This window comes from Arcobacter sp. CECT 8989 (genome assembly GCF_004116715.1).
GTDB lineage: Bacteria > Campylobacterota > Campylobacteria > Campylobacterales > Arcobacteraceae > Halarcobacter.
This window is the reverse complement of sequence record NZ_PDKE01000004.1, coordinates 190,579-213,420: the sequence shown is the minus strand read 5'-3', so window position 1 is coordinate 213,420 and position 22,842 is coordinate 190,579. Positions and strand designations below refer to the sequence as shown.

The window sequence follows — 22,842 nt, the reverse complement described above, 5'->3', positions numbered from 1 at the left end:
TTTAACATATGACCAAATAGTAACTCAATTTATAGTACAATTTCTTAAACATTCTAATAAATGGGATAGATTATGTCGACACATTTAGTTCTTTCATCTGTGATTTTTGTCTCTATTGCTTTAATATTAGTAGGAGTTTTCTTACTAACAAAGTATTTAGGGCCAAACAATACACAAGATAAATTAAAAAACACAGTTTACGAGAGTGGTGTTTCCAACCCTGTTGGAACTACAAACATTAGGTTTTCTATTAAGTTTTACTTAGTAGCTATTGGATTCTTATTATTTGACGTAGAAATAATCTTTATGTTTCCATGGGCTGTTAACTTAGTTGACCTTGGCTATGCAGGTTTAGTAAAAATGTTTATTTTTATTGGACTACTTTTTGCTGGTCTTATTTATATGTATAAGAAAAAGGCGTTATCATGGGATTAGGAGCTGAAGCTAACTTAGGTGATTCTATAATCACTACAAAACTTGATGAAGCTGTTAACTGGGCTAGATCATATTCAATGTGGCCAATGGCGTTTGGTACTGCATGTTGTGGTATTGAATTCATGTCAGTTGCAGCAGCGAAATATGATATATCAAGATTCGGTGCAGAAGTTGTAAGATTCTCGCCAAGACAGGCAGACTTACTTATTGTTGCAGGAACTATTACTTATAAACAAGCTCCTGTATTAAAAAGAATTTGGGATCAAATGTGTGAGCCTAAATGGGTTATCTCTATGGGAGCATGTGCATGTTCTGGTGGTTTTTATGATAACTATACAACATTACAAGGAATTGATGAAGTTATTCCTGTAGATGAATATATTTCAGGTTGTCCTCCAAGACCAGAAGCGGTTTTAGATGCAATTATGAATATTCAGAAAAAATCTTATAATGAATCTATTATCAAAGAAAGAGATAGAAACTTCAAAGGGATTTTAGATGCTTAAAACTGATATGCTTATTGATGCACAAGATATTAAATCAACAATTACTAGACTAAAAAATGAAGAAGACTTCACTCTTCTTTTAGATATTACTGCTGTTGACTATTTAGAGTACCCAGATGTTACTCCATCTAGATTTGCAGTTATTTATGTTTTAAGAACTAGTAACTTTAAAAAACAAATTTCTATTAAATCATATGTAGATGATAATACTTTAGAAGTTGATTCAATTACTGATTTATACTACGCAGCAGACTGGGGAGAAAGAGAAACTTTTGACCAATATGGTATTAGATTCAAAGGTCACCCAAATTTAAAAAGAGTTTTAAATCACCACCAATTTGTTGGACATCCTTTAAGAAAAGATTATGAAATCACTAAAGGTCAAATTTGTACTGAAACTGAAGACTTAATGGATGAAATGCTTCCTCTATTAAAAAGAAAAGGTTACAGTGAAGCTGATATGGAAGATCTAATGATGCTAAACGTTGGACCTTCTCACCCTGCTTCTCACGGTACAATTAGAAACTTCGTTGCAATGGAAGGTGAAACAATTGGAGCTTGTGTAACTGAAATTGGTTACTTACACAGAGGTTTTGAAAAATCTTGTGAAACTCACAACTACTCTCAAATCATTCCTTATACTGATAGACTTAACTACTGTTCAGCAATTTTAAATAACATTGGTTATTCAAAAGCTGTTGAAGATATGTTAGGAATTGATATTACTGCTAGAGCAAAGATGATTAGAGTTATCATTGGTGAGCTTTCAAGAATTACTGACCACATTGTTTGTAATGCTGCAAACATGGTTGACCTTGGTGGACTTACAAACTTCTGGTATATCTTCGCACCAAGAGATAAAGCTTATGATATTCTTTCAAAACTAACTGGAGCAAGGTTAACTAACTCTTATACTAGAATTGGTGGTTTAGAGTTTGATCTTTATGATGGATTTGCTGAAGATTTAGATGCAGTAATTAAAGATATTGAAAAAGCAATTGAAGACTCTTTATCTTTAATTGAGCACAACAGAATTTTCCATGATAGAACACAAGATGTTGGTGTAATTGACCAAGAGTTTGCTATTAATGCTGGGATTACTGGTCCTAACTTAAGAGCTACTGGTGTTGCATTCGACTTAAGAAAAGATGCTCCTTATTATGGATATGAAAACTTTGACTTTGATGTTGTTGTAGGTTCTCATGGAGATGTTTATGACAGAATAATGGTTAAGTTTGAAGAGATGAGACAATCAATTAGAATCATTAAACAAGCAATGAAAGAGCTTCCAGATGGACCACTTAATGTTGACCATCAAGGAATTATTCTTCCAGACAAAAAAGATGTTTATGGAAATATTGAAGGTTTAATGAACCAATTTAAATTAACATTTGAAGGTATTAAAGTTCCTAAAGGTGAATACTACGGTTACACTGAAGGTGCAAATGGTGAGTTAGGATTCTACATCGTAAGTGATGGTTCTGGTAATCCATACAAAGTTAAATGTAGACCACCTTGTTACTACTCGTTAGGTGCTTATGCAAGAATTGTAGAAGGTAATATGTTAGCTGATGCTGTTGTAACAATGGCTAGTATGAACTTTATTGCAGGGGAGTTTGATAGATAATGAGCAAATTTAAATATACAGAAGCAAATGAAAAAGAGTTTGCAAGAATTGCTAAAAAGTATCCAAAAATTGATGCAATGATGTTACCTGCTTTATGGCTTGTTCAAGAGCAAGAAGGTTGGGTAAGTCCTGATGCAATGATTTTTGTAGCTGATAAATTAGGAAAAACACCAATTGAAGTTTATGAGTTTGCAACATTCTATACAATGTTCAACTTAAAACCAATTGGTACATACCACATTGAGTTATGTAAAACTCTATCTTGTATGGTAATGGGTGCACCTGAACTTAAAAAGTTTGTAAAAGATACTTTAGGTATTGGTCCAGGTGAAACTAGTGAAGATGGTAAATTCCACTTCTCAGAAGTTGAGTGTCAAGGAGCTTGTGGTGGTGCACCAATGATTGCATTAAATAATCAGTACCACGAACACATGTCTGTTGACAAACTTAAGAAGATTATTGAGGAGTGTAAGTAATGGCAGTTGAATTAGTAAAAATTGTTAGTAAAAACTTTGACATTCCAGATTCTCATAAACTTGAAGTAGCTTTAAAAAATGGAAGATACGAATCTATTGATAAAGCATTTTCTATGCAACCAGATGAGATTACAGAAGAAGTTTGTAAATCAGGGTTAAGAGGAAAAGGTGGTGGTGGTGCCGCTTGCGGTCCTAAATGGAAACTTATGCCACCTATTGATGAAAGACCAAGATACTTAATCGTTAATGGTGATGAGTCTGAACCTGGAACATTTAAAGATAGACAAATTTTCCAATATGACCCACATTTATTAATTGAGGGAATTATTTGTTCATCATATGCAATTGGTGCACATGATGCATATATTTATATCAGAGGTGAATATAAATGGTTCATCGATAGATTAAATGCAGCAATTGAAGAAGCATATGAAGCTGGAATCATTGGTGAAAAAGTAATGAACAAATACGATTATAGAATCGACATTACTGTTCACAGAGGTGGTGGAGCTTATATTTGTGGTGAAAAATCTGCTTTAATTGAATCAATTGAAGGTAAAAGAGGACACCCAAGACTTAAACCACATGGTAAAGAGTGTGAGTGGTTCTATGGAATGCCTGCAACAGTAAACAATGTTGAGACAATTTCATCTGTTCCAAATATTGTATTAAATGGTTATGAATCATATACAAAATGGGGAACTGAAAGAGCACCAGGAACAATGCTTTTTGCTATGAGTGGTCCTGTTAAAAACCCAGGAGTTTACGAACTTCAATATGGTGAAAAGATGATCGATGTAATTAATGACATCGGTGGTGGTATGCAAGATGGATTAAAATTAAAAGCTTTAATTCCAGGTGGTGCTTCATGTCCAATTTTAACTGCTGAAGAAGTAGAAAAAGCATATTTAGATTATGAATCTATGTGGGACATTGGTTCAACACTTGGTACTGGTGGAATGATGATTATTCCAGAAGGTACATCAATGGTTGAAGTTGCAAAAAACTTAATTGAGTTCTATCACCACGAGTCTTGTGGACAATGTACTCCTTGTAGAGAGGGAACTGGTTGGATTGATAAAACTATTAAGAAGATTTTAGAAGGTAATGGTACAGATGCAGATCTAGATACTATTATTGATGTTTGTGGAACAATGAATGGAAAAACTATTTGTGTATTTGCACCAGCAGTTAAAGATATTATCCAAAGCATTGTTGAAAAATATAGACACGAATTCGTTGAATACTTTAAAAGCTAAAATACAAGGAGATATGAAAGATGGCAAAGAATACTTTTACACTAACGGATAACAGAAATGGTAAATCTTATGAGTATGATGTTTTAAGTGGTACAAGAGGACCAGATGTATTAGATATTAGATCTTTTTATAAAGATTCTGGAATGTTCACTTATGACCCAGGATATACTTCAACTGCATCTTGTGAATCAAAAATCACATTCATTGATGGTGAAAACTCTGAGTTAAGATATAGAGGTTACCCTATTCAAGAACTTGCTGGTAAAAAATCTTACCTAGATGTTTGTCACCTTCTTATGATGGGAAGACTTCCAAATGAAGAAGAATCAAAAGATTTTGATTTAGAAATCAGACATAGATCTTTCTTAAATGAAGGTATTATTAGATTATTTGATGCATTACCAGATGGAGCTCACCCAATGGCAACTATGGGTGCTGCAACTATGGCATTATCAGCATTCTATAAAGATCACTTACACTTAGAAGATGAAGAACAATTCAAAACTATGAGAAGAAGAATCCTAGCTAAAATGCCTACTATTGCAGCTATGGCTTATAGAAACTCAATTGGTACTCCATTAATTTATCCAGATGTAAATAAATACTTTACTGAAAACTTCTTATATATGTTAAGAGCTTATCCAGGTGGAAGTATGAAATACTTAGGTGATGGTAAAAATGATGAAATCAAGCAAGTTGAAGTAGATGCTTTAGATGCTATCTTAACTTTACATGCTGACCACGAACAAAATGCTTCAACTACAACAGTTAGAAATGTTGGTTCAACTGAAGCTCACCCTTATGTTGCAATTGCTTCTGGTATCTCTGCATTATGGGGTTCTGCTCACGGTGGAGCAAATGAAAAAGTTATGGATCAATTAAGATTAATTGGTGATGTTAAAAATGTACCAACTTATATTGCAAAAGCTAAAGATAGAAATGACCCATTCAGATTAATGGGATTCGGACACAGAGTTTATAAAAACAGAGACCCAAGAGCTGAAACATTAAAAGGTTTACAAGATCAATTAAGAGTAGAGTTAAACTTAGACTCTAAATTATTAGATGTAGCTGCAGCAGTTGAAGAAGCAGCATTAAGTGATGATTACTTCAAAGATAGAGGATTATATCCAAACATTGACTTCTACTCAGGTGTTATTTTAACTGCACTTAAAATTCCTGTAGAGATGTTTACTCCTATTTTTGTTATCGGAAGAATTCCAGGATGGATTTCACAATGGTCTGAATTAAAGCAAGATCCAACAGCTAAAATTGCTAGACCAAGACAGCTATATACAGGTAAGTAAGAAGTGTCAAAAAAAGGAGATGACGCACTATGAGTGAATTAGTTAAATTTTCAGTAAATGGGGATGAGATTGAGGCAGAAAAAGGGAGTCTTTTGATAGACACTCTTTTAGACCGAGATATCCATATTCCTCATTTTTGTTACCATCAAGCCCTAGGTAAAGATGGTAACTGTAGAATGTGTATGGTAGAAATTGAAGGTCAAAAAAGACCTCAAATTGCGTGTGATACTCCAGTTAAAGAAGGTATGATTGTAAGAACAAAAGGTGAGAATATTGAAAAAGTAAGAAGAGATATTCTAGAACTTGAACTTATCAATCACCCAATTGACTGCCCTACATGTGACCAAGCAGGTGAATGTAAACTGCAAGATTATTACATGGAATCTGGTTTCTATGAATCAAGAGTAAATGTAAATCAAAAAGTAACAGCAAGAAAAAGAGTAGATCTAGGTGCTAACGTAATGTTAGACCAAGAAAGATGTGTTCTTTGTACAAGATGTGTAAGATTCTGTTCAGAAATCACAGGTACAAATGAGCTTGGTGTTATTTCTAGAGCAGACCACTCTGTAATTGGTACATTCCCAGGAAAACCACTTAGCAATCCATATGCAATGAATGTTGTAGATATTTGTCCTGTTGGTGCACTTACATCTAAAGACTTTAGATTTAAACAAAGAGTTTGGTTTATGGAATCTTTTGATGCTATTTGTAATGGTTGTTCAATGGGTTGTAATATCCATGTTGACCATAGAAAAGAGAAATATAAAGATGACCAAATCTTTAGATTTAGACCAAGAGTAAATAGAGATGTAAACGGTTGGTTCATTTGTGATGAAGGTAGACTTTCATATAAAAATGAAGAAGAAAACAGATTTACTACTCCATTAGTAGACTCAACAGAAACAGAATTTAGTAATACAATTACTAAAGTATATAAAACTTTAACAGAGCAAAAAGATATTCTTTTTGTATTAGACCCATCACTTTCTTTAGAAGAGATGCAAAATACTATTAAGTTAGCACAAGCTGTAAAAGGTGAAATTACTGGTTATTCACCACAGTATATTGATGAATCATTTGGTGATGATTACTTAAGAAAAAGTGATAGAAGTCCAAACAGAGCATCTTTTAAAGAATTAAATATTATTGAAACAGAAGAAGACTTCAAAAATAAAATTGCAAAAGCTAAAACAGTAATTGTATTAAATAACAATTACTTCGATCAAAACTTAGAGTTATTAGAAGGTAAAACTGTAATTAGTTGTTTCTCACACAACTGTTTAACAATTTCAAAATCTGAAGTTGCTATTCCTATTTCATCATTCTATGAAAAAAGTGGTACTTATATTAACTTTGAAGGTAAGAATCAAAAAGTTATTTCTAAACTTAAAAAAGATAACCCAATGGAATCAGTATCTTCAATTATTGAACATATTAAATCTATGGTTGAAAAAGGTAGCCTATGAGTACAGCTGCAATAGTAATTATTATAGTAAACATTCTTCTTGCTAAAATCCTTTCAGTTGGAACAACTCCAATTATGGTTTGGTGGGAAAGAAGAGTTGCTGGTTTTATTCAAGATAGAACAGGACCAAACAGATGTGATATTGGTGGAATTAGACTTGGTGGTCTAATTCAAGCAATCGCAGATATGCTAAAACTTGTATTTAAAGAGGATTTCACTCCTTCACATATTAAGGAAAAGTTCCTTTATACAATTGCACCAGCTCTTGTATTTATCTGTTCATTTTTAACAATGGCAGTTATTCCTTTCGCTGATAACTTAGTTATTGATGGTGAAAGTTTTATGATGCAAGCTATTCCAACTCAACTTGGAATTATGTGGTTCTTAGCATTTGCTGGATTATCTGTATTTGGTATTATCTTAGGTGGATATTCATCTCAAAATAAATATGGTTTATTAGGTGGTATTAGAGCTTCTGCACAAGTTATTTCTTATGAAGCAGCAATGGGATTATCTATTATATCTGTTTTATTAACATATGGTTCAATTAATTTAAATGATATGGTGCAAGCTCAAGGTGGAACAATCTTTAGTGTTATTCCAGCATGGGGTATCTTTATGCAACCATTAGCAGCACTAATCTTTATTGTTACAGCATTTGCTGAAACAAATAGAACACCTTTTGATATCGCTGAAGGTGAGTCTGAGATTGTTGCTGGTTATCATACTGAGTATTCTGCTATGAGATTTGGTCTTTTCCAAGTTGGTGAATATGCTGCAATGTCTGCATCGTCTGCAATTATTGTAACTTTATTCCTAGGTGGATATCATATTCCATGGATGGATACAGCAACAATTCAAAGTAACATCAACTATGTAATTTTAGCTATCGTTATTTTATTACCAATCAAAGCATACCTTTTTGCTAAATGGATGAACAAGAACTATGATTGGTTAGATGCTAATGACAAAAGACATAGAGAAAAGAATATTTTAATTAGAGGATTCTGGTTAATTGCAATTGTTATCTCTGCTGTTTTAATTATGTTCTTAGTTACAGGACTTGGTGAAAATGGTGTAAATATTGCAACTGCTGTTATCCAAATTGGTACATTTGTAGTTAAATTCTTACTTATGAACTTAGTATTCATCTGGATTAGATGGACTCTATTAAGATTTAGATATGACCAATTACAAATGTTAGGATGGAAAGTTCTTATTCCATTAGCGATATTAAATATTGTAATTACAGCAACATTTATTGTTGTGACAGGAAGTTAATATGGGAATTAAAATTGTAGAAAGACACGGAAAGTCTCTAAAAGATAGATTATATATCCCAGCTATTATGGGTGGTATGAAGACTACTTTTAGACACTTTAAAGAAAATTTGAGCGATGTTTCAAATCTTAAAACAATGCAGTACCCTGAAGTTCAACCTGATGATATCACTGATAGATACAGAGGAGTTCATAGGCTAACTAAATGGGCTGACGAAAGTGAAAAGTGCGTTGCTTGTTATATGTGTGCTACTGCTTGTCCTGCTCAATGTATTTTTATTGATGCAGAAGAGAGATTTGACGGTGTTGCAGAAAAAAGACCAAAAGAATTCAAAATTGACCTTCTTGAGTGTGTATACTGTGGATATTGTGTAGAAGCTTGTCCTTGCGATGCTATTAGAATGGATACTGGAATCTTTAGTTTTACAGGTGATAAAAGAGAAGATTTCGTTGTTGATAAAAAGTACCTAATGAGCAATGAAAGATCAAAGGATTTTGATGATGAGTGATTTAATATTTGTAGCACTTAGTATTTTTGCTGTACTTGGTGCAGTAATGATGCTTTTTTTTAGAAAACCAATGTACTCAGCACTTGGACTATTAATTTCTATTTTAGCTGTAGCTGGTCTATTTGCACTATTAAATGCAACATTCTTGTTTATGGTACAAATTATTGTTTATGCTGGTGCAATTATGACACTGATTCTATTCTTACTTATGTTTCTTAACATTAAAGATGAGCATCTTCCAAAAGAACCTAAGAAGTATCTTTTAATAGGAATTGGTGCAGCAATAATGATTCCTTTTAATGTAGTTATTTTAAAAGCAGTATCAAAGCTTCCAGAAGCAGATATGAATATTGTTGCGGATAGTACTTTTGGTGATATTAAACCAATTGGACAACTTTTATATAATGATTGGATTTTAGCATTCGAATTGATTTCAATTCTTCTATTAGTTGCGCTTGTTGGTTCAATTGTTTTAGCAAAAAGAAAAAAATCGAATAAGGAGAATGCATGATTAGTTTAACATCTTATGCTTTTGTCTCTATGATTCTTTTTTCTATTGGTGTTATAGGTGTAATTGCTAGAAGAAATATCTTTGTTATTTATATGTCAATAGAACTTATGTTAAATGGAATTGCACTTTTCCTTATAACATTTGCAAGATATCATTTTAATATGGACCCACAAATTATTACAGTTATGGTTATCTCAATTGCAGCAGCAGAAGCAGCAATTTTCTTATCTGTAATCATTTTATTATTTAGAACTAAGAAGTCTCTAGATACTGATATCTTTACAACACTAACACAAGGAGAGAAGTCATGATGGATACTTCACTGTTAGTTTGGATTATTATTGCTCCATTAGTTGGTGCAATCTTAAATGGTGGATTATATTTTTACCATGTAAAAAGAAAGCCAGTATCTGAAACACTATTTTCAATTATTGGTACAGGTACTCCACTAATTGCATTTTTAATTACACTAAGTCTATTCTTAGATATGGTAGATGGTGGTGTAACATTTAAGCAAGAACTATTTACTTGGGTAAATATTGGTGATTTAAATATTACTATGGCATTCTTAGGTGACAACCTAGCTATCTTTATGTCAATGTTTGTAACTTTTGTTGGATGGTTAATTCACATCTATGCAATTGGTTATATGACAGGAGATAAAGGTTTTGGTAAATTCTTTGCTTATTTCAACCTTTTCTTAGCATCAATGTTAATTTTAGTACTTGCAGATAACCCAGTAATTCTTTTCATTGGATGGGAAGGTGTTGGAGTTTGTTCATACTTACTAATTGCATTCTACTATGGTGATAAAGAAAATGTTATTGCTGGTAATAAAGCATTTATTGCAAATAGAGTTGGTGACTTTGGATTCTTATTAGGTATCGTTACTTTATTCTTTGCACTTGGACAAGTAGATTTAAGCTTCTCTTCACTTGAAGCTAACATTGCAAATGCTTCAACTGGATTATTAGCATTATCTGGATTCTTATTATTCGTTGGTGCTATGGGTAAATCAGCACAGGTTCCATTATATGTATGGCTTCCAGATGCGATGGCAGGACCAACTCCGATTTCAGCACTTATTCACGCAGCTACAATGGTAACAGCTGGTGTATATATGGTTGCAAGATTCCACTTCTTATATGCAGGAGTTGAAGAGATTGGTATCTTTATTGCTTATATTGGTGCATTCTCTGCATTACTTGCAGCAGTTATTGCAACAAGACAACAAGATATTAAAAAGATTCTTGCATACTCAACTATGTCTCAATTAGGATATATGTTTATTGCAGTTGGTTTAGGATTCTATAGTTCAGGACTATTCCACGTATTTACACATGCATTCTTTAAGGCTATGTTATTCATGGGTGCTGGTGGTATTATTATTGCCTTACACCACGAACAAAATATCTTTAAAATTGCACAACATAGAGCACAACTTCCAATTATTAAGTTTACATTCTTAATTGGTGTTATTGCTATTGCTGGTATCCCACCATTTTCAGGTTTCTTCTCTAAAGATGCAATTTTAGCTGCAGCTTTCCAAGAGGGTGAATACTTAATTTGGGGAATTGGAATGTTTACTGCATTCTTAACAGCATTCTATATGTTTAGACTTTACTTTGTTGTATTCGTTGCACCAAATAAAGAAACAGTTCCTTATGTTTACACATCAAAAACAATTACTTTCCCACTATTAGTTTTAGCAGTTGGAGCAGTATTTGCAGGGTTTTTAAACTTCCCAGCTATCTTTGGTGGTTCACATTTAGTTGATACGTGGTTAGCACAAACTAACTCTATAAAAATTCATATGTCTCACACAACTGAGTACATTTTAATGGCTGCATCTATTTTAGTAGCAGTAACAGGTATTTTTGTTGCATACAAAAAATACGCAAACTTTGATGTTTACAAACCAGAAGATGAAAAAGGTATTATTGCTAATAAATTCTATGTAGATGAATTCTATGACTTAGTATTTGTTCAATTCTCTAAAAAAATATCATCTTTCATTGATAAAATCTTAGATTCCAAAATCATTGATGGATTTATCATGTCAACTTGTGAACAATTTGTTCAGTTTGGTAAAAAAGTTGCAACTATTCAAAATGCTAATGTAAGATTTTATGCTGCGTTCATGCTTGTAGGTATGAGTGCTGTGTTTATCTATTTATATATTTCTTTAGGATTGTAATATGAGTGCAGATATTTTATCGTTTATTATATTTTTACCAGCAGTAGTAGCATTTGGTTTAATGATTACTACTAAGCATGTAGAAACAGTTAGAAACATTGCATTTTTAACAACAACAGTTATCTTAGCACTTGTATTAAAACTTTATATTGAGTTTGAACCAAGTGCAGGTATGCAGTTCGTTACAAATGTTCCATGGATTGCTTCTTATGGTATTAACTACTACATTGGTGTTGATGGTTTCTCTTTAACTATTTTAATGATGATTGCTATTTTAATTCCTACAGCATATCTTCTATTATGGGAAGGTAGAACTAAAGGTTACTGGATTAATATGCTATTAGTACAAGCAGGTGTTACTGGTTCACTATTAGCATTAGATGTAATTTTATTCTACTTCTTCTGGGAAGTTATGTTATTACCAGTATTCTTAATGATTGGTATTTATGGATTTGGAGATAAAGTATTCACAACAATTAAAGTAACAGTATATACTATGCTTGGTTCACTTTTTATGTTTGTTGCAATGCTTTACCTAGGAGTTACATATCATGCTGAATTTGGTTCTTGGTCATTCCAATATGATTCATTAACTCAAATTACATCATTATCATATAACGAAAAGATTTGGTTATTTTTAGCATTCCTTTCTGCGTTTGCTATTAAGATTCCAATTTTCCCATTACATACATGGATTATGGAAACATATAAAAATGCTCCTACTGGTGCAGTATTCTTATTATCATCAATCATGGCAAAATTAGGTGTTTATGCAATCGTTAGATTCTTAATTCCTATTTTCCCAGAGATTTATGTTGAGTTCTCATCATGGTTTGTATTTATTGGTTTATTTGGTCTTGTTTACTTTGGTGTTGCGGCACTTATGCAAGATGATATTAAAAGAATGTTTGCATACTCTTCTGCATCACACTTAAGTTTCATTGCAGCAGGTATCTTCTCATTAAATGCCTTTGGTATTAATGGTGCATTATATTTAATCATTGCTCACGCAATTGCAACTGGTGCACTATTCTTACTTGTTGGTATTATCCATGATGAAACAGGATACAAAACAATTAAAGATTTAGGTGGATTAGCAAAACAGTCTCCAATCTTTACAACTATCTTTGCAATTATGTTATTTGCAAACGTAGGGCTTCCTGGAACAAATGGTTTCGTATCAGAGTTATTAATTATCTTTGGTATTTACGAATTTAACCATACACTAGGATATATTTCAGCTCTTACAGTTATTATTGGTGCTTCATATATGTTATGGATGTTCCAAAGAGCAATTTTACAAGATAGAGAAGGTGAAGCTCTTAAATTCAGAGATTTAAAAATCAAAGAGATTGTTGGTTTAGCTCCATGGGTTATTCTTGTATTCTTAATGGGTATTTACCCTGATATTTTCATTGATAAGTTTGAGCCAACTGTAACTCACTACTTAAATGACATTTTACATATTGGAGCAGCAAAATGAATGAATTAATACACATATTACCAGTTTCATTAATTTTACTATCAGCTGTTGGTGTAATGTTTATGAGTATGTACGAAGAAAAGTTTAATACGAAACAATACATCACTGTTTCGTCGGTTTTATTAATTATTGCATTAATTTTAAGCTTAATTCCATTAGGTGATTCATTTGCATTAAGACCGTACAATAATATTTTCAATGATGTTTTAATTTTTGACTCGTTCTCAAACTTCTTTAACATCTTACTTATTTTAGGTACATTATTAACACTATTAATTGGTGAAAACTATTTCAGATCAAAAGAGTACTTTAAAGGTGAGTTCTTCTCAATCCTTCTATTTGCTCTATTTGGTATGATGTTATTAGCAAATGCTAATGAACTTGTAACTGCATTTATCGCACTTGAAATTGCTTCATTTGCTGTATATGTAATGGTTGGTTACAATAGTGAAGATAGCAAAAGGGTTGAAGCAATTTTCAAATACTTAGTGTTAGGTTCTTTCATTGGAGCGTTCTACTTATTAGGTGTTGTTTTAGTTTATGGTGCAACTGCTACTACAAACTTAACAGAAATTGCAGCTTATATTTCAGCTCACTCAAATGAAGATATGGCTTTATTATACATTGGTTTAACGCTAATTTTATTTACATTCCTATTTAAAATTGCAGCCTTCCCATTCCAATCTTGGGTACTAGATGTATATAGAGGTGCGCCAATGATTATTACTGCATATATGGCATCTACATTTAAAATTGCTATATTCTCTTTCTTCTTAAGAGCAGTATTACAAGATATCGCACCAATGATTGACTTCTGGGATTCAATCATGTATGTTATTATTATCTTTACACTTGTATTTGGTACATGGCTTGCAATTACACAAAATATTGTTAAAAGAATGCTTGCAGCATCTTCGATTGTACATACAGGTTATTTATTATTAGCATTTATTGCTCTTGGACAAAACATTCATGCAGCATATGCAACAGTGTTCTATCTAATTGCTTACCTTTTATCTGCACTTGGGTCATTTGGTATCATCTCTCATATTATCTCTGAGACTAAAGTAAGAGTTACATACGATGATTTCAAAGGTTTAGCAAAAGAAAGACCATATTTAGCAGCAATGATGACTATTTTCTTATTCTCACTTGCTGGTATTCCTTCAACAATTGGTTTCATCGGTAAATTCTATGTATTTACAGAAGCTATTAATGCAGGATATATTTTATTAGCAGTACTTGCAATTGTTGCAACATTTATTTCAGTTTACTACTACTTTAAACTTATTGCAATGATGTACTTCTACCCTACTAAAGAAGAGTGTATGGACAATGACTTCAACGATAAAAGAGTATCTACTTATGCAATCGCATTCTTAGCTATTATTACTATTGTTGGTGGTATTGGTTCAGCAATTGTGTTCTTTATTCCAGCATTGAATATCGATACACTGATTGAAATGACGCAAATTGCGATTCAATCATTATTTATTAAATCATGATGTGTTAATAGGTAACATACTCGTATGATTTTTTAAAATTCTACTTCTTTCAACAAAAAAATGAAAAGCCCTAGAAATAGGGCTTTTTTATTTCTACCCCATATATTTTGCACAATAATTGTACATTCCAAACAACTACGCTGTAGCCCACTATAAGGACATTTTCGCTATTATAATGCTATTCATATAAAATCAAAATCACTAGAAAGGATGTCAAATGAGTGACCTAATAGAAGGTTATTTAGGGAAGACTGTAGAGAGAAAGAAAAGTAGAGTACCAGCAAAACTTGACTATGTTCAAAGTGCAACTGGACTTTTCCTTGGTCTTTTTATGTGGGGACATATGTTACTTGTGTCTTCTATTTTAATTAGTAAAGACTTTATGTACTCTGTAACTAAATTTTTAGAGGCTAGCTTCATAATTGAGGGAGGAAGCCCAATTTTAGTTTCAATTGCTGCATTTGTAATATTTGTAGTATTTATTACACACGCTGCTTTAGGTATGAGAAAGTTACCAGGTAACTTCAAACAATACCAAGTTATGAAAGCTCACGCTGATAACATGGGACATGAAGATACTAAGCTTTGGTTTATCCAAGCATTTACTGGTTTTGCTATGTTCTTCTTAGGTTCTGTACACTTATATATCATTATGACACACTCTGCGGAGATTGGTCCTTACGCATCTGCGGATAGAGTATGGTCTGAGTGGATGTGGCCATTATATATCTTACTATTATTAGCTGTTGAATTCCATGGAACAATTGGATTATATAGATTAGCTGTTAAATGGGGATGGTTCGATGGTGATGATCCAAGAGCAACTAGAAAAAAACTGAAAGCATGGAAAAAATCATTAACATGGTTCTTCTTAATTTTAGGATTTGCTACACTTGCAGCATACATGAAAATAGGTTATGAAAATGCACAAGCTGGAAAAGTTGGAGAAAGATATGTTCCAACTGCACAAGTTATGCAATTAGATAATACAGGGAGGCTAGCATAATATGAAAATTAATTACTGTGATTCATTAGTTATTGGTGGAGGATTAGCTGGACTTAGAGCTGCTGTTGCTGCACAAAAAAAGGGATTAAGTACTATCGTTTTATCATTAGTTCCTGTTAAAAGATCTCATAGTGCTGCTGCTCAAGGTGGTATGCAAGCTTCTTTAGGTAACTCAAAGATGTCTGATGGAGATAATGAAGATTTACACTTTGCAGATACTGTAAAAGGTTCTGACTGGGGATGTGATCAAACTGTTGCAAGAATGTTCGTACATACTGCACCAAAAGCAATTAGAGAATTAGCATCATGGGGTGTGCCTTGGACTAGAGTTAAAGCAGGTTCAAGAGAAGCTATTATTAATGCTAAGAAAACAACTATTACTGAAGAAGAAGAGAGACATGGATTAATCCACTCAAGAGACTTTGGTGGTACTAAAAAATGGAGAACATGTTATACAGCTGATGCAACAGGACATACAATGTTATTTGGTGTTGCAAATGAAGCTTTAAAACATGATGTTGACATTAGAGATAGAAAAGAAGCATTATCATTAATCCACGAAGATGGAAGATGTTATGGTGCTATCGTTAGAGATTTAATTACTGGTGAATTAGAAGCTTATGTTGCAAAGGGAACTTGTATTGCAACTGGTGGATATGGAAGAGTATTTAGACAAACAACAAATGCTGTAATTTGTGAAGGTACAGGTGCTGCTATTGCACTTGAAACTGGTATTGCAACACTTTCTAATATGGAAGCTGTACAGTTCCACCCAACTCCAATTGTTCCATCTGGTATTTTATTAACAGAAGGATGTAGAGGTGATGGTGGTATCCTAAGAGATGTTGACGGTCACAGATTTATGCCTGATTATGAGCCAGAGAAAAAAGAGCTTGCATCAAGAGACGTTGTTTCTAGAAGAATGATTGAGCACATTAGAAATGGTAAAGGTGTACCTTCTCCATATGGTTATCACGTGTGGTTAGATATTTCTATTCTTGGTAGAGAGCATATTGAAAAGAACTTAAGAGATGTACAAGAAATTTGTCAAATCTTTAATGGTATTGATCCAGCTGACGAAGGTAAAAAAGGTTGGGCTCCAGTACTTCCAATGCAACACTACTCAATGGGTGGAATTAGAACTAAACCAACTGGTGAGTCTACAAGATTAAATGGTTTATTTGCTTGTGGTGAAGCTGCTTGTTGGGATATGCATGGATTCAACAGACTTGGTGGAAACTCAGTATCTGAAACAGTTGTTGCTGGTATGATTATTGGTAACTACTTTGCTGATTACTGTTTAGCTAATGATGTTACAATCCCTACAGCTACAGTTCAAAAATTCTTAGATGCACAAGATGCATATTTAGATGAAATTTTAGCTTACTCTGGAAATGAAGACATCTTCAAAATTAAAAGAAGAATGCAAGAATTAATGGATGAGAAAGTTGGTATCTTTAGATCTGGTGAACCTTTAGCAGAAGCTGTTGAAGAGTTAAAAGATTTATTAGTTAAAACTAAACAAATCACTGTTAAATCTAAAGAAAGAGCTGGTAACCCAGAACTTGAAGAAGCATATAGAGTTCCAAAAATGTTAAAAGTTGCATTATGTGTAGCTAAAGGTGCAAGAGATAGAACTGAGTCTAGAGGTGCACACTATAGAGAAGATTATCTAAAAAGAGATGATGCTAACTGGATGAACAGAACTTTATGTACTTGGCCAAATGCAAATGATATTGAGCCTACAATTGAGTATGCTGACTTAGATATTATGACAATGGAAATGCCTCCAGCATTTAGAGGTTATGGTGCTAAGGGTATGATTATTGAAAATGAACTTTCTGCAAAAAGACAAGATGAAGTTGACTCAATAAGAGAAAAACTTGAAGCAGAAGGTAAAGATAGACATGAAATTCAAGACGCATTAATGCCATTTGAATTACCTATGAACTATAAAGAGAAAAACGAAAGATTAGGAGATAAATAATGAGCGTTGAAAAAGGTAGAGAAATAACTATATCAGTTCTTAAATTTAATCCAAGAAGTAAGGTTTCTAAACCTCACTTCGTAGATTATAAATTAGAAGAGACTCCAGGAATGACTCTTTTTATTGCTCTTACTAAAATTAGAGAAGAGTTAGACCCAGATTTATCTTTTGACTTCGTATGTAGAGCTGGTATTTGTGGTTCTTGTGGTATGGTAGTAAATGGTAAACCTGCACTTGCTTGTAGAACACTTACTGCTAACTACCCAAGTGGATCACTTAAATTAATGCCAATGCCAGCATTCGAACTTATCAAAGATTTATCAGTTAATACTGGTAAATGGATGGATGGTATGTCTAAGAGAGTTAAATCTTGGATTGTTGATAATGGTGAAGAAACTGATATTTCTAAAATGGAAGAAAGAATCGATCCAGATGTAGCAAATGAAACTTTTGAGCTTGATAGATGTATTGAGTGTGGTATTTGTGTTGCATCTTGTGGTACTATGCTTATGAGACCAAACTTCGTTGGACCTGTTGGATTAAACAGAGTTGCAAGATTTGAAGTTGACCCTCATGATAAGAGAACTGCAGAAGATTTCTATGAATTAATTGGTGATGATGATGGTATCTTTGGTTGTATGTCATTAATGGCTTGTGAAGACCACTGTCCAAAACACTTACCACTACAAAATAAAATTGCTTACTTAAGAAGAAAACTAGTAGCACTAAGATAATAAAAAGAGGGTCTTCCCTCTTTTTAATCCCCCTATAAAAAGTTAATTATTCGTTGGAGTAATTAACTTTTTATATTTTAGGAGATATGCATGGGATTAGCAAATGATTACTTCTTACTTTATCATGGGAAACATATAGAGCAAACAACTACTTTTGGAACCATTGATAATAAAAGCCAAGATGATTTTTTTGATATTACTGCTTTAGTACTTTGTGCTACTAGAAAAGATTATGAAAAATATATTTCACTAGATAGTTTTAATGAACTTGTTGCAAAAGTTACAAACAAAGAAGTTAAAACTTTAGATGACATCTACCAACTACAACACTGCTTACTTGATTCACTTAAAGTAGATACAAAAAATGTTCACCTAGAAAAACTACATAGAGCATTTGAATATTTAAAAGATGAAAACATTATTGAAAAATCTTCTTGTAAAATTTTAATTTCACTTTTTGACCCTGAAGAACTTGCTGAAAATAAAGAGATTGATAATTTAGATGACTCTTTGGAAAAAGAAAAAATCCCATTTAAAGAAGCTAAATCTATTTTAGAAAATACAATTAGTGATTTAAAAAAACTATTTAAAACTGATGACTTTATAAATGAGTTAAGTGGTACACAAGACTACCTAGGAAATCAAAAGTTCTCTATAGGAATTACTGGTGTTATGAATGCTGGTAAATCTACAATGTTAAATGCACTTATGGGACAAGAGATTCTTGGAAGTGCAGTTGTTCCTGAAACAGCAAACTTAACTATTGTAAAACATGGGAAACCAGAAGCAAATGTATTTTATTGGAATAAAAATGAGTGGGATAGAATTGAATCATCAGCTCAACAAATAGAATCAATTGCAGATTTTGTAAAAGAGACAAAATCTATTTTCAAAGATGAGTTAGATAATTTAATCAAAGAAGAATCAGTAAGTGAAAAAGTTGATATAAATAATCTTGCAAAATTCACATCAGCAGAAGCTAGTGGTAAAAAATGTAATCTTGTAAAATATGTAGAGTTAAAATCAGACTTAGACTTTTTAAAAGAAGGTATAGAAATTGTTGACACTCCAGGATTAGATGACCCAGTTATTCAAAGGGAAGAGATTACTAAAGAGTATTTATCTCAGTGTGATTTAATGCTTCACCTTATGAATGTATCTCAAAGTGCTACACTAAAAGATGTTGAGTTTATTATTGATGCCCTACTTTACCAAAATGTTACAAAACTATTAGTTGTAATTACAAGAGCTGATACAGTTTCTAAAGAGCAACTTGAAGAAGTTATTAACTACACAAAAACTTCTATAGAGAATCAATTAAGAGCTCAAAATAAAGATAGTAAGCTAGACTATATTTTAAATAGTATTAAATTTATTCCTATCTCAGGGAAAATGGCTCTACTTCATAGAACAGGAAGAGCACAAGAAGCAATTAATGCTGGATATAATATTGAAGATACTGGTATTTTAGAGATTGAAAATTATCTGCATGAAACACTATTTGGAACTGGTTCAAATAAATCAGAACTTATTATAAAAAGTGCTAAATCACAAGTTCAAAAAACAATAGAAAAAGAGATTAAATCTTTTAATTATGAACTAGTATTACTTTCAAAGTCAAAAGAAGAACTTGAAGCTGACCTAGAAGAGTTTAATCAGAAAAAAGACACAAATAAAAGAATCTTTACAAGTTTAAAAGAGGATATATCTTTATATAAAAATGATGCAAAATCATATTTAGAAACTTTAGAAACTTTTTTAAATACTGAACTAATAGAGCTTCAAAATGTAATTAGACAAAGAGTTTACAATGATGTTAAATACTCTTTTGAAAAAACTAAAAAAAGACCTCCAAGTTCAAGGGTAAAAACAATAGTTGAAACTGCAATTAAAGATGGGATTATTGATATTATCAGAGATTATAGATATAAATTTATCAAAAAATCTCAAAGTATTGGTGAAGTTTGTGAGCAAAAATATCAAGACCTAGGTTTTGTTATTGGTCACAAAAATGATAACTTTGATGCAAGAGGGTTTTTCCAAGATGACTTTAAAGCTGGATTCTTAACTTCTTCAAATGAAGTTTTAGTTTCAAAAATCACAAATGAAGTTTCAAAAAGTAAAGCAAATAAATTAAATGACTTAAACACTAATATTGAATCATTTATAAAAGAAGAGTTTTCTTCAATAGAAACAAATATTCTTCATAAAGCAAAAGATGTATCTCAAACACTAATTGAAAACTTCTTTGCACAAATTGAAGAACCTCTTAAAGTATTTGAACACAAACTAAAAAAAGATGAAAAATCACTTCAAGATAGAATTGCTAACTTTGAAGAGAATGAAGCTAATAAAGATGAATTAACAATTGAAATTCACAAAAAAATCAAAAAGCTAGATGCTATAAACAAAGGACTTAAATAATGAGTATATTAAGTAGTTTTGTAAAAGAATTCAATGATACATATAACAAATCAATTGAGATTGAATATGAAGAAGGTCTAGTTGGTGATATAAAAAAAGTTAAAGATAGACTTTTAGATGAAAAGTTTCACCCATCTATTCAGCTAAAAAGTATTTTAGATAAGCAAATTAGAAGGTCAAGATATCCAATGGAAGTTGCTATTACTGGACAATTCTCTTCTGGTAAATCAACATTTTTAAATGCCCTACTTTCAAGAAATATTTTACCTACAGGTATCACTCCTGTTACTTCTAAAGTAAACTTTATTAATTATGGTGATGAATATAAATTAAAAATCACTTACTACTCAGGAGCTCATGAGTATGCTCCTATTGAGTCAATTGCAGACTTTACAGACCAAAGACAACATGAAATGGCAGATATTAAATATCTAACACTTTATGCTCCAATGGATATCTTAAAAGATATCTCTTTTGTTGATACTCCAGGCCTAAACTCTCAATCTCAAAGTGATACAGACACGACAAGAAGAGTATTAAGAGATGTTGGTGGAATTATTTGGCTTACACTTATTGATAATGCAGGAAAAATGTCTGAAGCAGAAGTACTTGAAGAGTATATGGAGCACTTTAAAAATAAATCTCTTTGTGTACTTAATCAAAAAGATAAATTTAGCCAAGAGCAAATTGAAACTACCACGAACTATATTAAAGATAAGTTCTCTAAATACTTTGCACAAGTTACTCCAATCTCAGCTAAAATGGCACTTGAATCAAGGGCTGCACACAAAGATATTTTAGTAGAAACTCAACAAGAAAAGCTAATAGAAAACTTCAAAAAAGACTTAAAAGATAGCCGAATTCAAACTCTAAGAAGCTTTGAAGAAGAGTTTAACAAGTACCAAGAAGCTATTGATAAAATCAATGCTGTTGATAATACAGATAATACAAAACTACTTGAAGAATCAAATATTCAAGAGGTTCTTGATTTTATTGAAAACACTATTAGACCCCAAGCAGCAGAGGCTAAAGAGTATGCTATTAAAAAAGATTTAAAAGGTATCTGCGATATTTTAGTAAAAGAGTATGAGACTATTATTGGAGTTTATGACTCTTTATGTGAGATTTTAAAAGAAGCAGAAACTGATATTCTTGATGCCTTTGAAAATATTCATAAAACTTATTCAAAAGAGTTATTTACAATCTACAACTCACTTGAATCAATTATGGAAAAAATGGCCCATGAAACATTTAAAAATATCAAAAAACAAAAAGCATATAGATATGAAGAAAAAGGTGGTTTTTTAAATAAAGACTCCTTTGAAAAAATCGAGTATGAAACATACTGGATTGATAGTGATAATGTTTATAAAAACCTTTTCTATGATGACCAAACAATTGATAAAATGTTTAAAAGGGCAATCAAACAGTTAAAAGAAGTTGAGTTAGCAAGTGATGAAGCATTTAGAAATGTTTATAGAGAAATTAAACAAAGAATTCATAGATGGCAAGAGCCATATGAACTTATTAAAAAGCATAGAGAAATTGCTTCAGACTCTGAGTTTTCAACAACTAGACACTTTGCAGCTAAAGTTTATGAAAATGTATTAAGGTCTTTCCACCGTGCAATTTTAGAAAACATTTCAGCTCTAAGAAAAAAATTCGCATACTTTAATGGTGCTTTATCTTACTCATATATCCAAACAACACAAGCTACAATTGCACACTTTGAACAGCAAATTGCAGAATCAGTTGCTTTATATGAAAAAGAACCTGCAAGATTTAATGTATATCATCCAAGGGAAGATGAAATTCTTACAAAATTAAAAGCAAATTTTGGATTTGAAAAAATTGAAGATTTCTTAACTTCAAAAAGAAACTATCTTTATAAAATCATCCAATATTCAAAAAATCAATATTTAGAAATCAATGAAGATAGAATTGAGTTCGTAAGCTCTAAAAAAGCCAATTACTTAAACAAGATAGAAGACCTTAAAAGCATTAAAGGTGAGATTTAATATCTCATCTTTTTAGGCTTTTTCCTCCAAAGAATTATAATACTACTCTAATCTCTTTCTTTAAACTTATTATAATAATACAGAAACGATTGTGTCGAATATTCGCACTTATA

The 22,842-nt window shown here is 32.0% G+C and carries 19 protein-coding genes; all 19 read left to right on the top strand.

What is annotated here, in order from left to right; genetic code table 11:
- Window positions 1–72: 72 nt before the first annotated feature.
- The 19 genes from CRV02_RS05875 (at window position 73) to CRV02_RS05785 (ending at window position 22,729) form a co-directional block, all read left to right on the top strand.
- Complete coding sequence (locus tag CRV02_RS05875) at window positions 73–435, top strand: NADH-quinone oxidoreductase subunit A (RefSeq protein WP_129084679.1); 363 nt, start codon at window positions 73–75, stop codon at window positions 433–435.
- Window positions 426–941, top strand: a complete 516-nt coding sequence (locus tag CRV02_RS05870) for an NADH-quinone oxidoreductase subunit B (protein ID WP_129084678.1) — start codon at window positions 426–428, stop codon at window positions 939–941. The genes CRV02_RS05875 and CRV02_RS05870 overlap by 10 nt, the downstream gene beginning before the upstream one ends.
- Window positions 934–2,568 carry an NADH-quinone oxidoreductase subunit D gene (locus CRV02_RS05865; protein ID WP_129089540.1) on the top strand — a complete coding sequence of 545 codons (1,635 nt, stop codon included), beginning with the start codon at window positions 934–936 and terminating at the stop codon, window positions 2,566–2,568. The genes CRV02_RS05870 and CRV02_RS05865 overlap by 8 nt, the downstream gene beginning before the upstream one ends.
- The gene (gene nuoE, locus CRV02_RS05860) at window positions 2,568–3,044 is read left to right on the top strand and encodes an NAD(P)H-dependent oxidoreductase subunit E (RefSeq protein WP_129084676.1); all 477 of its coding nucleotides are present in this window, start codon (window positions 2,568–2,570) and stop codon (window positions 3,042–3,044) included. Before CRV02_RS05865 ends, nuoE begins: the two co-directional genes overlap by 1 nt.
- Window positions 3,044–4,303 (top strand): NADH-quinone oxidoreductase subunit NuoF, encoded by a 1,260-nt coding sequence (gene nuoF, locus CRV02_RS05855; RefSeq protein WP_129084675.1) that lies wholly within the window; start codon window positions 3,044–3,046, stop codon window positions 4,301–4,303. The genes nuoE and nuoF overlap by 1 nt, the downstream gene beginning before the upstream one ends.
- 20 nt (window positions 4,304–4,323) lie before the next feature.
- Complete coding sequence (locus tag CRV02_RS05850) at window positions 4,324–5,610, top strand: citrate synthase (RefSeq protein ID WP_129089539.1); 1,287 nt, start codon at window positions 4,324–4,326, stop codon at window positions 5,608–5,610.
- 29 nt (window positions 5,611–5,639) lie between these two features.
- Window positions 5,640–7,076, top strand: coding sequence for a 2Fe-2S iron-sulfur cluster-binding protein (locus CRV02_RS05845; protein ID WP_129089538.1), 1,437 nt, complete (start codon window positions 5,640–5,642; stop codon window positions 7,074–7,076).
- Window positions 7,073–8,356 carry a complex I subunit 1 family protein gene (locus CRV02_RS05840; protein ID WP_129089537.1) on the top strand — a complete coding sequence of 428 codons (1,284 nt, stop codon included), beginning with the start codon at window positions 7,073–7,075 and terminating at the stop codon, window positions 8,354–8,356. The genes CRV02_RS05845 and CRV02_RS05840 overlap by 4 nt, the downstream gene beginning before the upstream one ends.
- A gap of 1 nt (window position 8,357) precedes the next feature.
- Window positions 8,358–8,864: an NADH-quinone oxidoreductase subunit I gene (locus CRV02_RS05835; protein WP_129089536.1), complete on the top strand. Its 507-nt coding sequence runs from the start codon at window positions 8,358–8,360 to the stop codon at window positions 8,862–8,864.
- The gene (locus CRV02_RS05830; protein ID WP_129084670.1) at window positions 8,857–9,375 is read left to right on the top strand and encodes an NADH-quinone oxidoreductase subunit J; all 519 of its coding nucleotides are present in this window, start codon (window positions 8,857–8,859) and stop codon (window positions 9,373–9,375) included. Before CRV02_RS05835 ends, CRV02_RS05830 begins: the two co-directional genes overlap by 8 nt.
- Entirely contained in the window at window positions 9,372–9,686 is a 315-nt protein-coding gene (gene nuoK, locus CRV02_RS05825; RefSeq protein WP_129008480.1) for an NADH-quinone oxidoreductase subunit NuoK, read from the top strand. The genes CRV02_RS05830 and nuoK overlap by 4 nt, the downstream gene beginning before the upstream one ends.
- The gene (gene nuoL, locus CRV02_RS05820) at window positions 9,686–11,572 is read left to right on the top strand and encodes an NADH-quinone oxidoreductase subunit L (RefSeq protein WP_129089535.1); all 1,887 of its coding nucleotides are present in this window, start codon (window positions 9,686–9,688) and stop codon (window positions 11,570–11,572) included. Before nuoK ends, nuoL begins: the two co-directional genes overlap by 1 nt.
- A 1-nt stretch (window position 11,573) precedes the next feature.
- Complete coding sequence (locus CRV02_RS05815) at window positions 11,574–13,055, top strand: NuoM family protein (RefSeq protein ID WP_129089534.1); 1,482 nt, start codon at window positions 11,574–11,576, stop codon at window positions 13,053–13,055.
- Window positions 13,052–14,560: an NADH-quinone oxidoreductase subunit N gene (locus CRV02_RS05810; RefSeq protein WP_129084667.1), complete on the top strand. Its 1,509-nt coding sequence runs from the start codon at window positions 13,052–13,054 to the stop codon at window positions 14,558–14,560. Before CRV02_RS05815 ends, CRV02_RS05810 begins: the two co-directional genes overlap by 4 nt.
- A gap of 217 nt (window positions 14,561–14,777) precedes the next feature.
- Window positions 14,778–15,566, top strand: a complete 789-nt coding sequence (locus tag CRV02_RS05805; protein ID WP_129084666.1) for a fumarate reductase cytochrome b subunit — start codon at window positions 14,778–14,780, stop codon at window positions 15,564–15,566.
- 1 nt (window position 15,567) lies between these two features.
- Window positions 15,568–17,553 (top strand): fumarate reductase flavoprotein subunit, encoded by a 1,986-nt coding sequence (locus tag CRV02_RS05800; RefSeq protein ID WP_129089533.1) that lies wholly within the window; start codon window positions 15,568–15,570, stop codon window positions 17,551–17,553.
- A complete protein-coding gene (locus tag CRV02_RS05795; protein ID WP_129084664.1) occupies window positions 17,553–18,287 on the top strand; it encodes a fumarate reductase iron-sulfur subunit in 735 nt (244 codons plus the stop codon). The genes CRV02_RS05800 and CRV02_RS05795 overlap by 1 nt, the downstream gene beginning before the upstream one ends.
- 90 nt (window positions 18,288–18,377) lie before the next feature.
- Window positions 18,378–20,711, top strand: coding sequence for a dynamin family protein (locus CRV02_RS05790; RefSeq protein WP_129089532.1), 2,334 nt, complete (start codon window positions 18,378–18,380; stop codon window positions 20,709–20,711).
- A complete protein-coding gene (locus tag CRV02_RS05785; RefSeq protein ID WP_129089531.1) occupies window positions 20,711–22,729 on the top strand; it encodes a dynamin family protein in 2,019 nt (672 codons plus the stop codon). The genes CRV02_RS05790 and CRV02_RS05785 overlap by 1 nt, the downstream gene beginning before the upstream one ends.
- Window positions 22,730–22,842: the final 113 nt, after the last annotated feature.

Bases quoted from the DNA above. Each gene is read 5' to 3' on its own strand.
- CRV02_RS05830 (WP_129084670.1), top strand. From the start codon at position 8,857: ATGAGTGATTTAATATTTGTAGCACTTAGTATTTTTGCTGTACTTGGT.
- CRV02_RS05790 (WP_129089532.1), top strand. From the start codon at position 18,378: ATGGGATTAGCAAATGATTACTTCTTACTTTATCATGGGAAACATATA.
- CRV02_RS05785 (WP_129089531.1), top strand. From the start codon at position 20,711: ATGAGTATATTAAGTAGTTTTGTAAAAGAATTCAATGATACATATAAC.
- CRV02_RS05800 (WP_129089533.1), top strand. From the start codon at position 15,568: ATGAAAATTAATTACTGTGATTCATTAGTTATTGGTGGAGGATTAGCT.
- CRV02_RS05850 (WP_129089539.1), top strand. From the start codon at position 4,324: ATGGCAAAGAATACTTTTACACTAACGGATAACAGAAATGGTAAATCT.
- nuoK (WP_129008480.1), top strand. From the start codon at position 9,372: ATGATTAGTTTAACATCTTATGCTTTTGTCTCTATGATTCTTTTTTCT.
- CRV02_RS05865 (WP_129089540.1), top strand. From the start codon at position 934: ATGCTTAAAACTGATATGCTTATTGATGCACAAGATATTAAATCAACA.
- CRV02_RS05805 (WP_129084666.1), top strand. From the start codon at position 14,778: ATGAGTGACCTAATAGAAGGTTATTTAGGGAAGACTGTAGAGAGAAAG.
- CRV02_RS05870 (WP_129084678.1), top strand. From the start codon at position 426: ATGGGATTAGGAGCTGAAGCTAACTTAGGTGATTCTATAATCACTACA.
- CRV02_RS05815 (WP_129089534.1), top strand. From the start codon at position 11,574: ATGAGTGCAGATATTTTATCGTTTATTATATTTTTACCAGCAGTAGTA.
- CRV02_RS05845 (WP_129089538.1), top strand. From the start codon at position 5,640: ATGAGTGAATTAGTTAAATTTTCAGTAAATGGGGATGAGATTGAGGCA.
- CRV02_RS05835 (WP_129089536.1), top strand. From the start codon at position 8,358: ATGGGAATTAAAATTGTAGAAAGACACGGAAAGTCTCTAAAAGATAGA.
- CRV02_RS05875 (WP_129084679.1), top strand. From the start codon at position 73: ATGTCGACACATTTAGTTCTTTCATCTGTGATTTTTGTCTCTATTGCT.
- CRV02_RS05810 (WP_129084667.1), top strand. From the start codon at position 13,052: ATGAATGAATTAATACACATATTACCAGTTTCATTAATTTTACTATCA.
- nuoE (WP_129084676.1), top strand. From the start codon at position 2,568: ATGAGCAAATTTAAATATACAGAAGCAAATGAAAAAGAGTTTGCAAGA.
- CRV02_RS05795 (WP_129084664.1), top strand. From the start codon at position 17,553: ATGAGCGTTGAAAAAGGTAGAGAAATAACTATATCAGTTCTTAAATTT.
- nuoF (WP_129084675.1), top strand. From the start codon at position 3,044: ATGGCAGTTGAATTAGTAAAAATTGTTAGTAAAAACTTTGACATTCCA.
- nuoL (WP_129089535.1), top strand. From the start codon at position 9,686: ATGGATACTTCACTGTTAGTTTGGATTATTATTGCTCCATTAGTTGGT.
- CRV02_RS05840 (WP_129089537.1), top strand. From the start codon at position 7,073: ATGAGTACAGCTGCAATAGTAATTATTATAGTAAACATTCTTCTTGCT.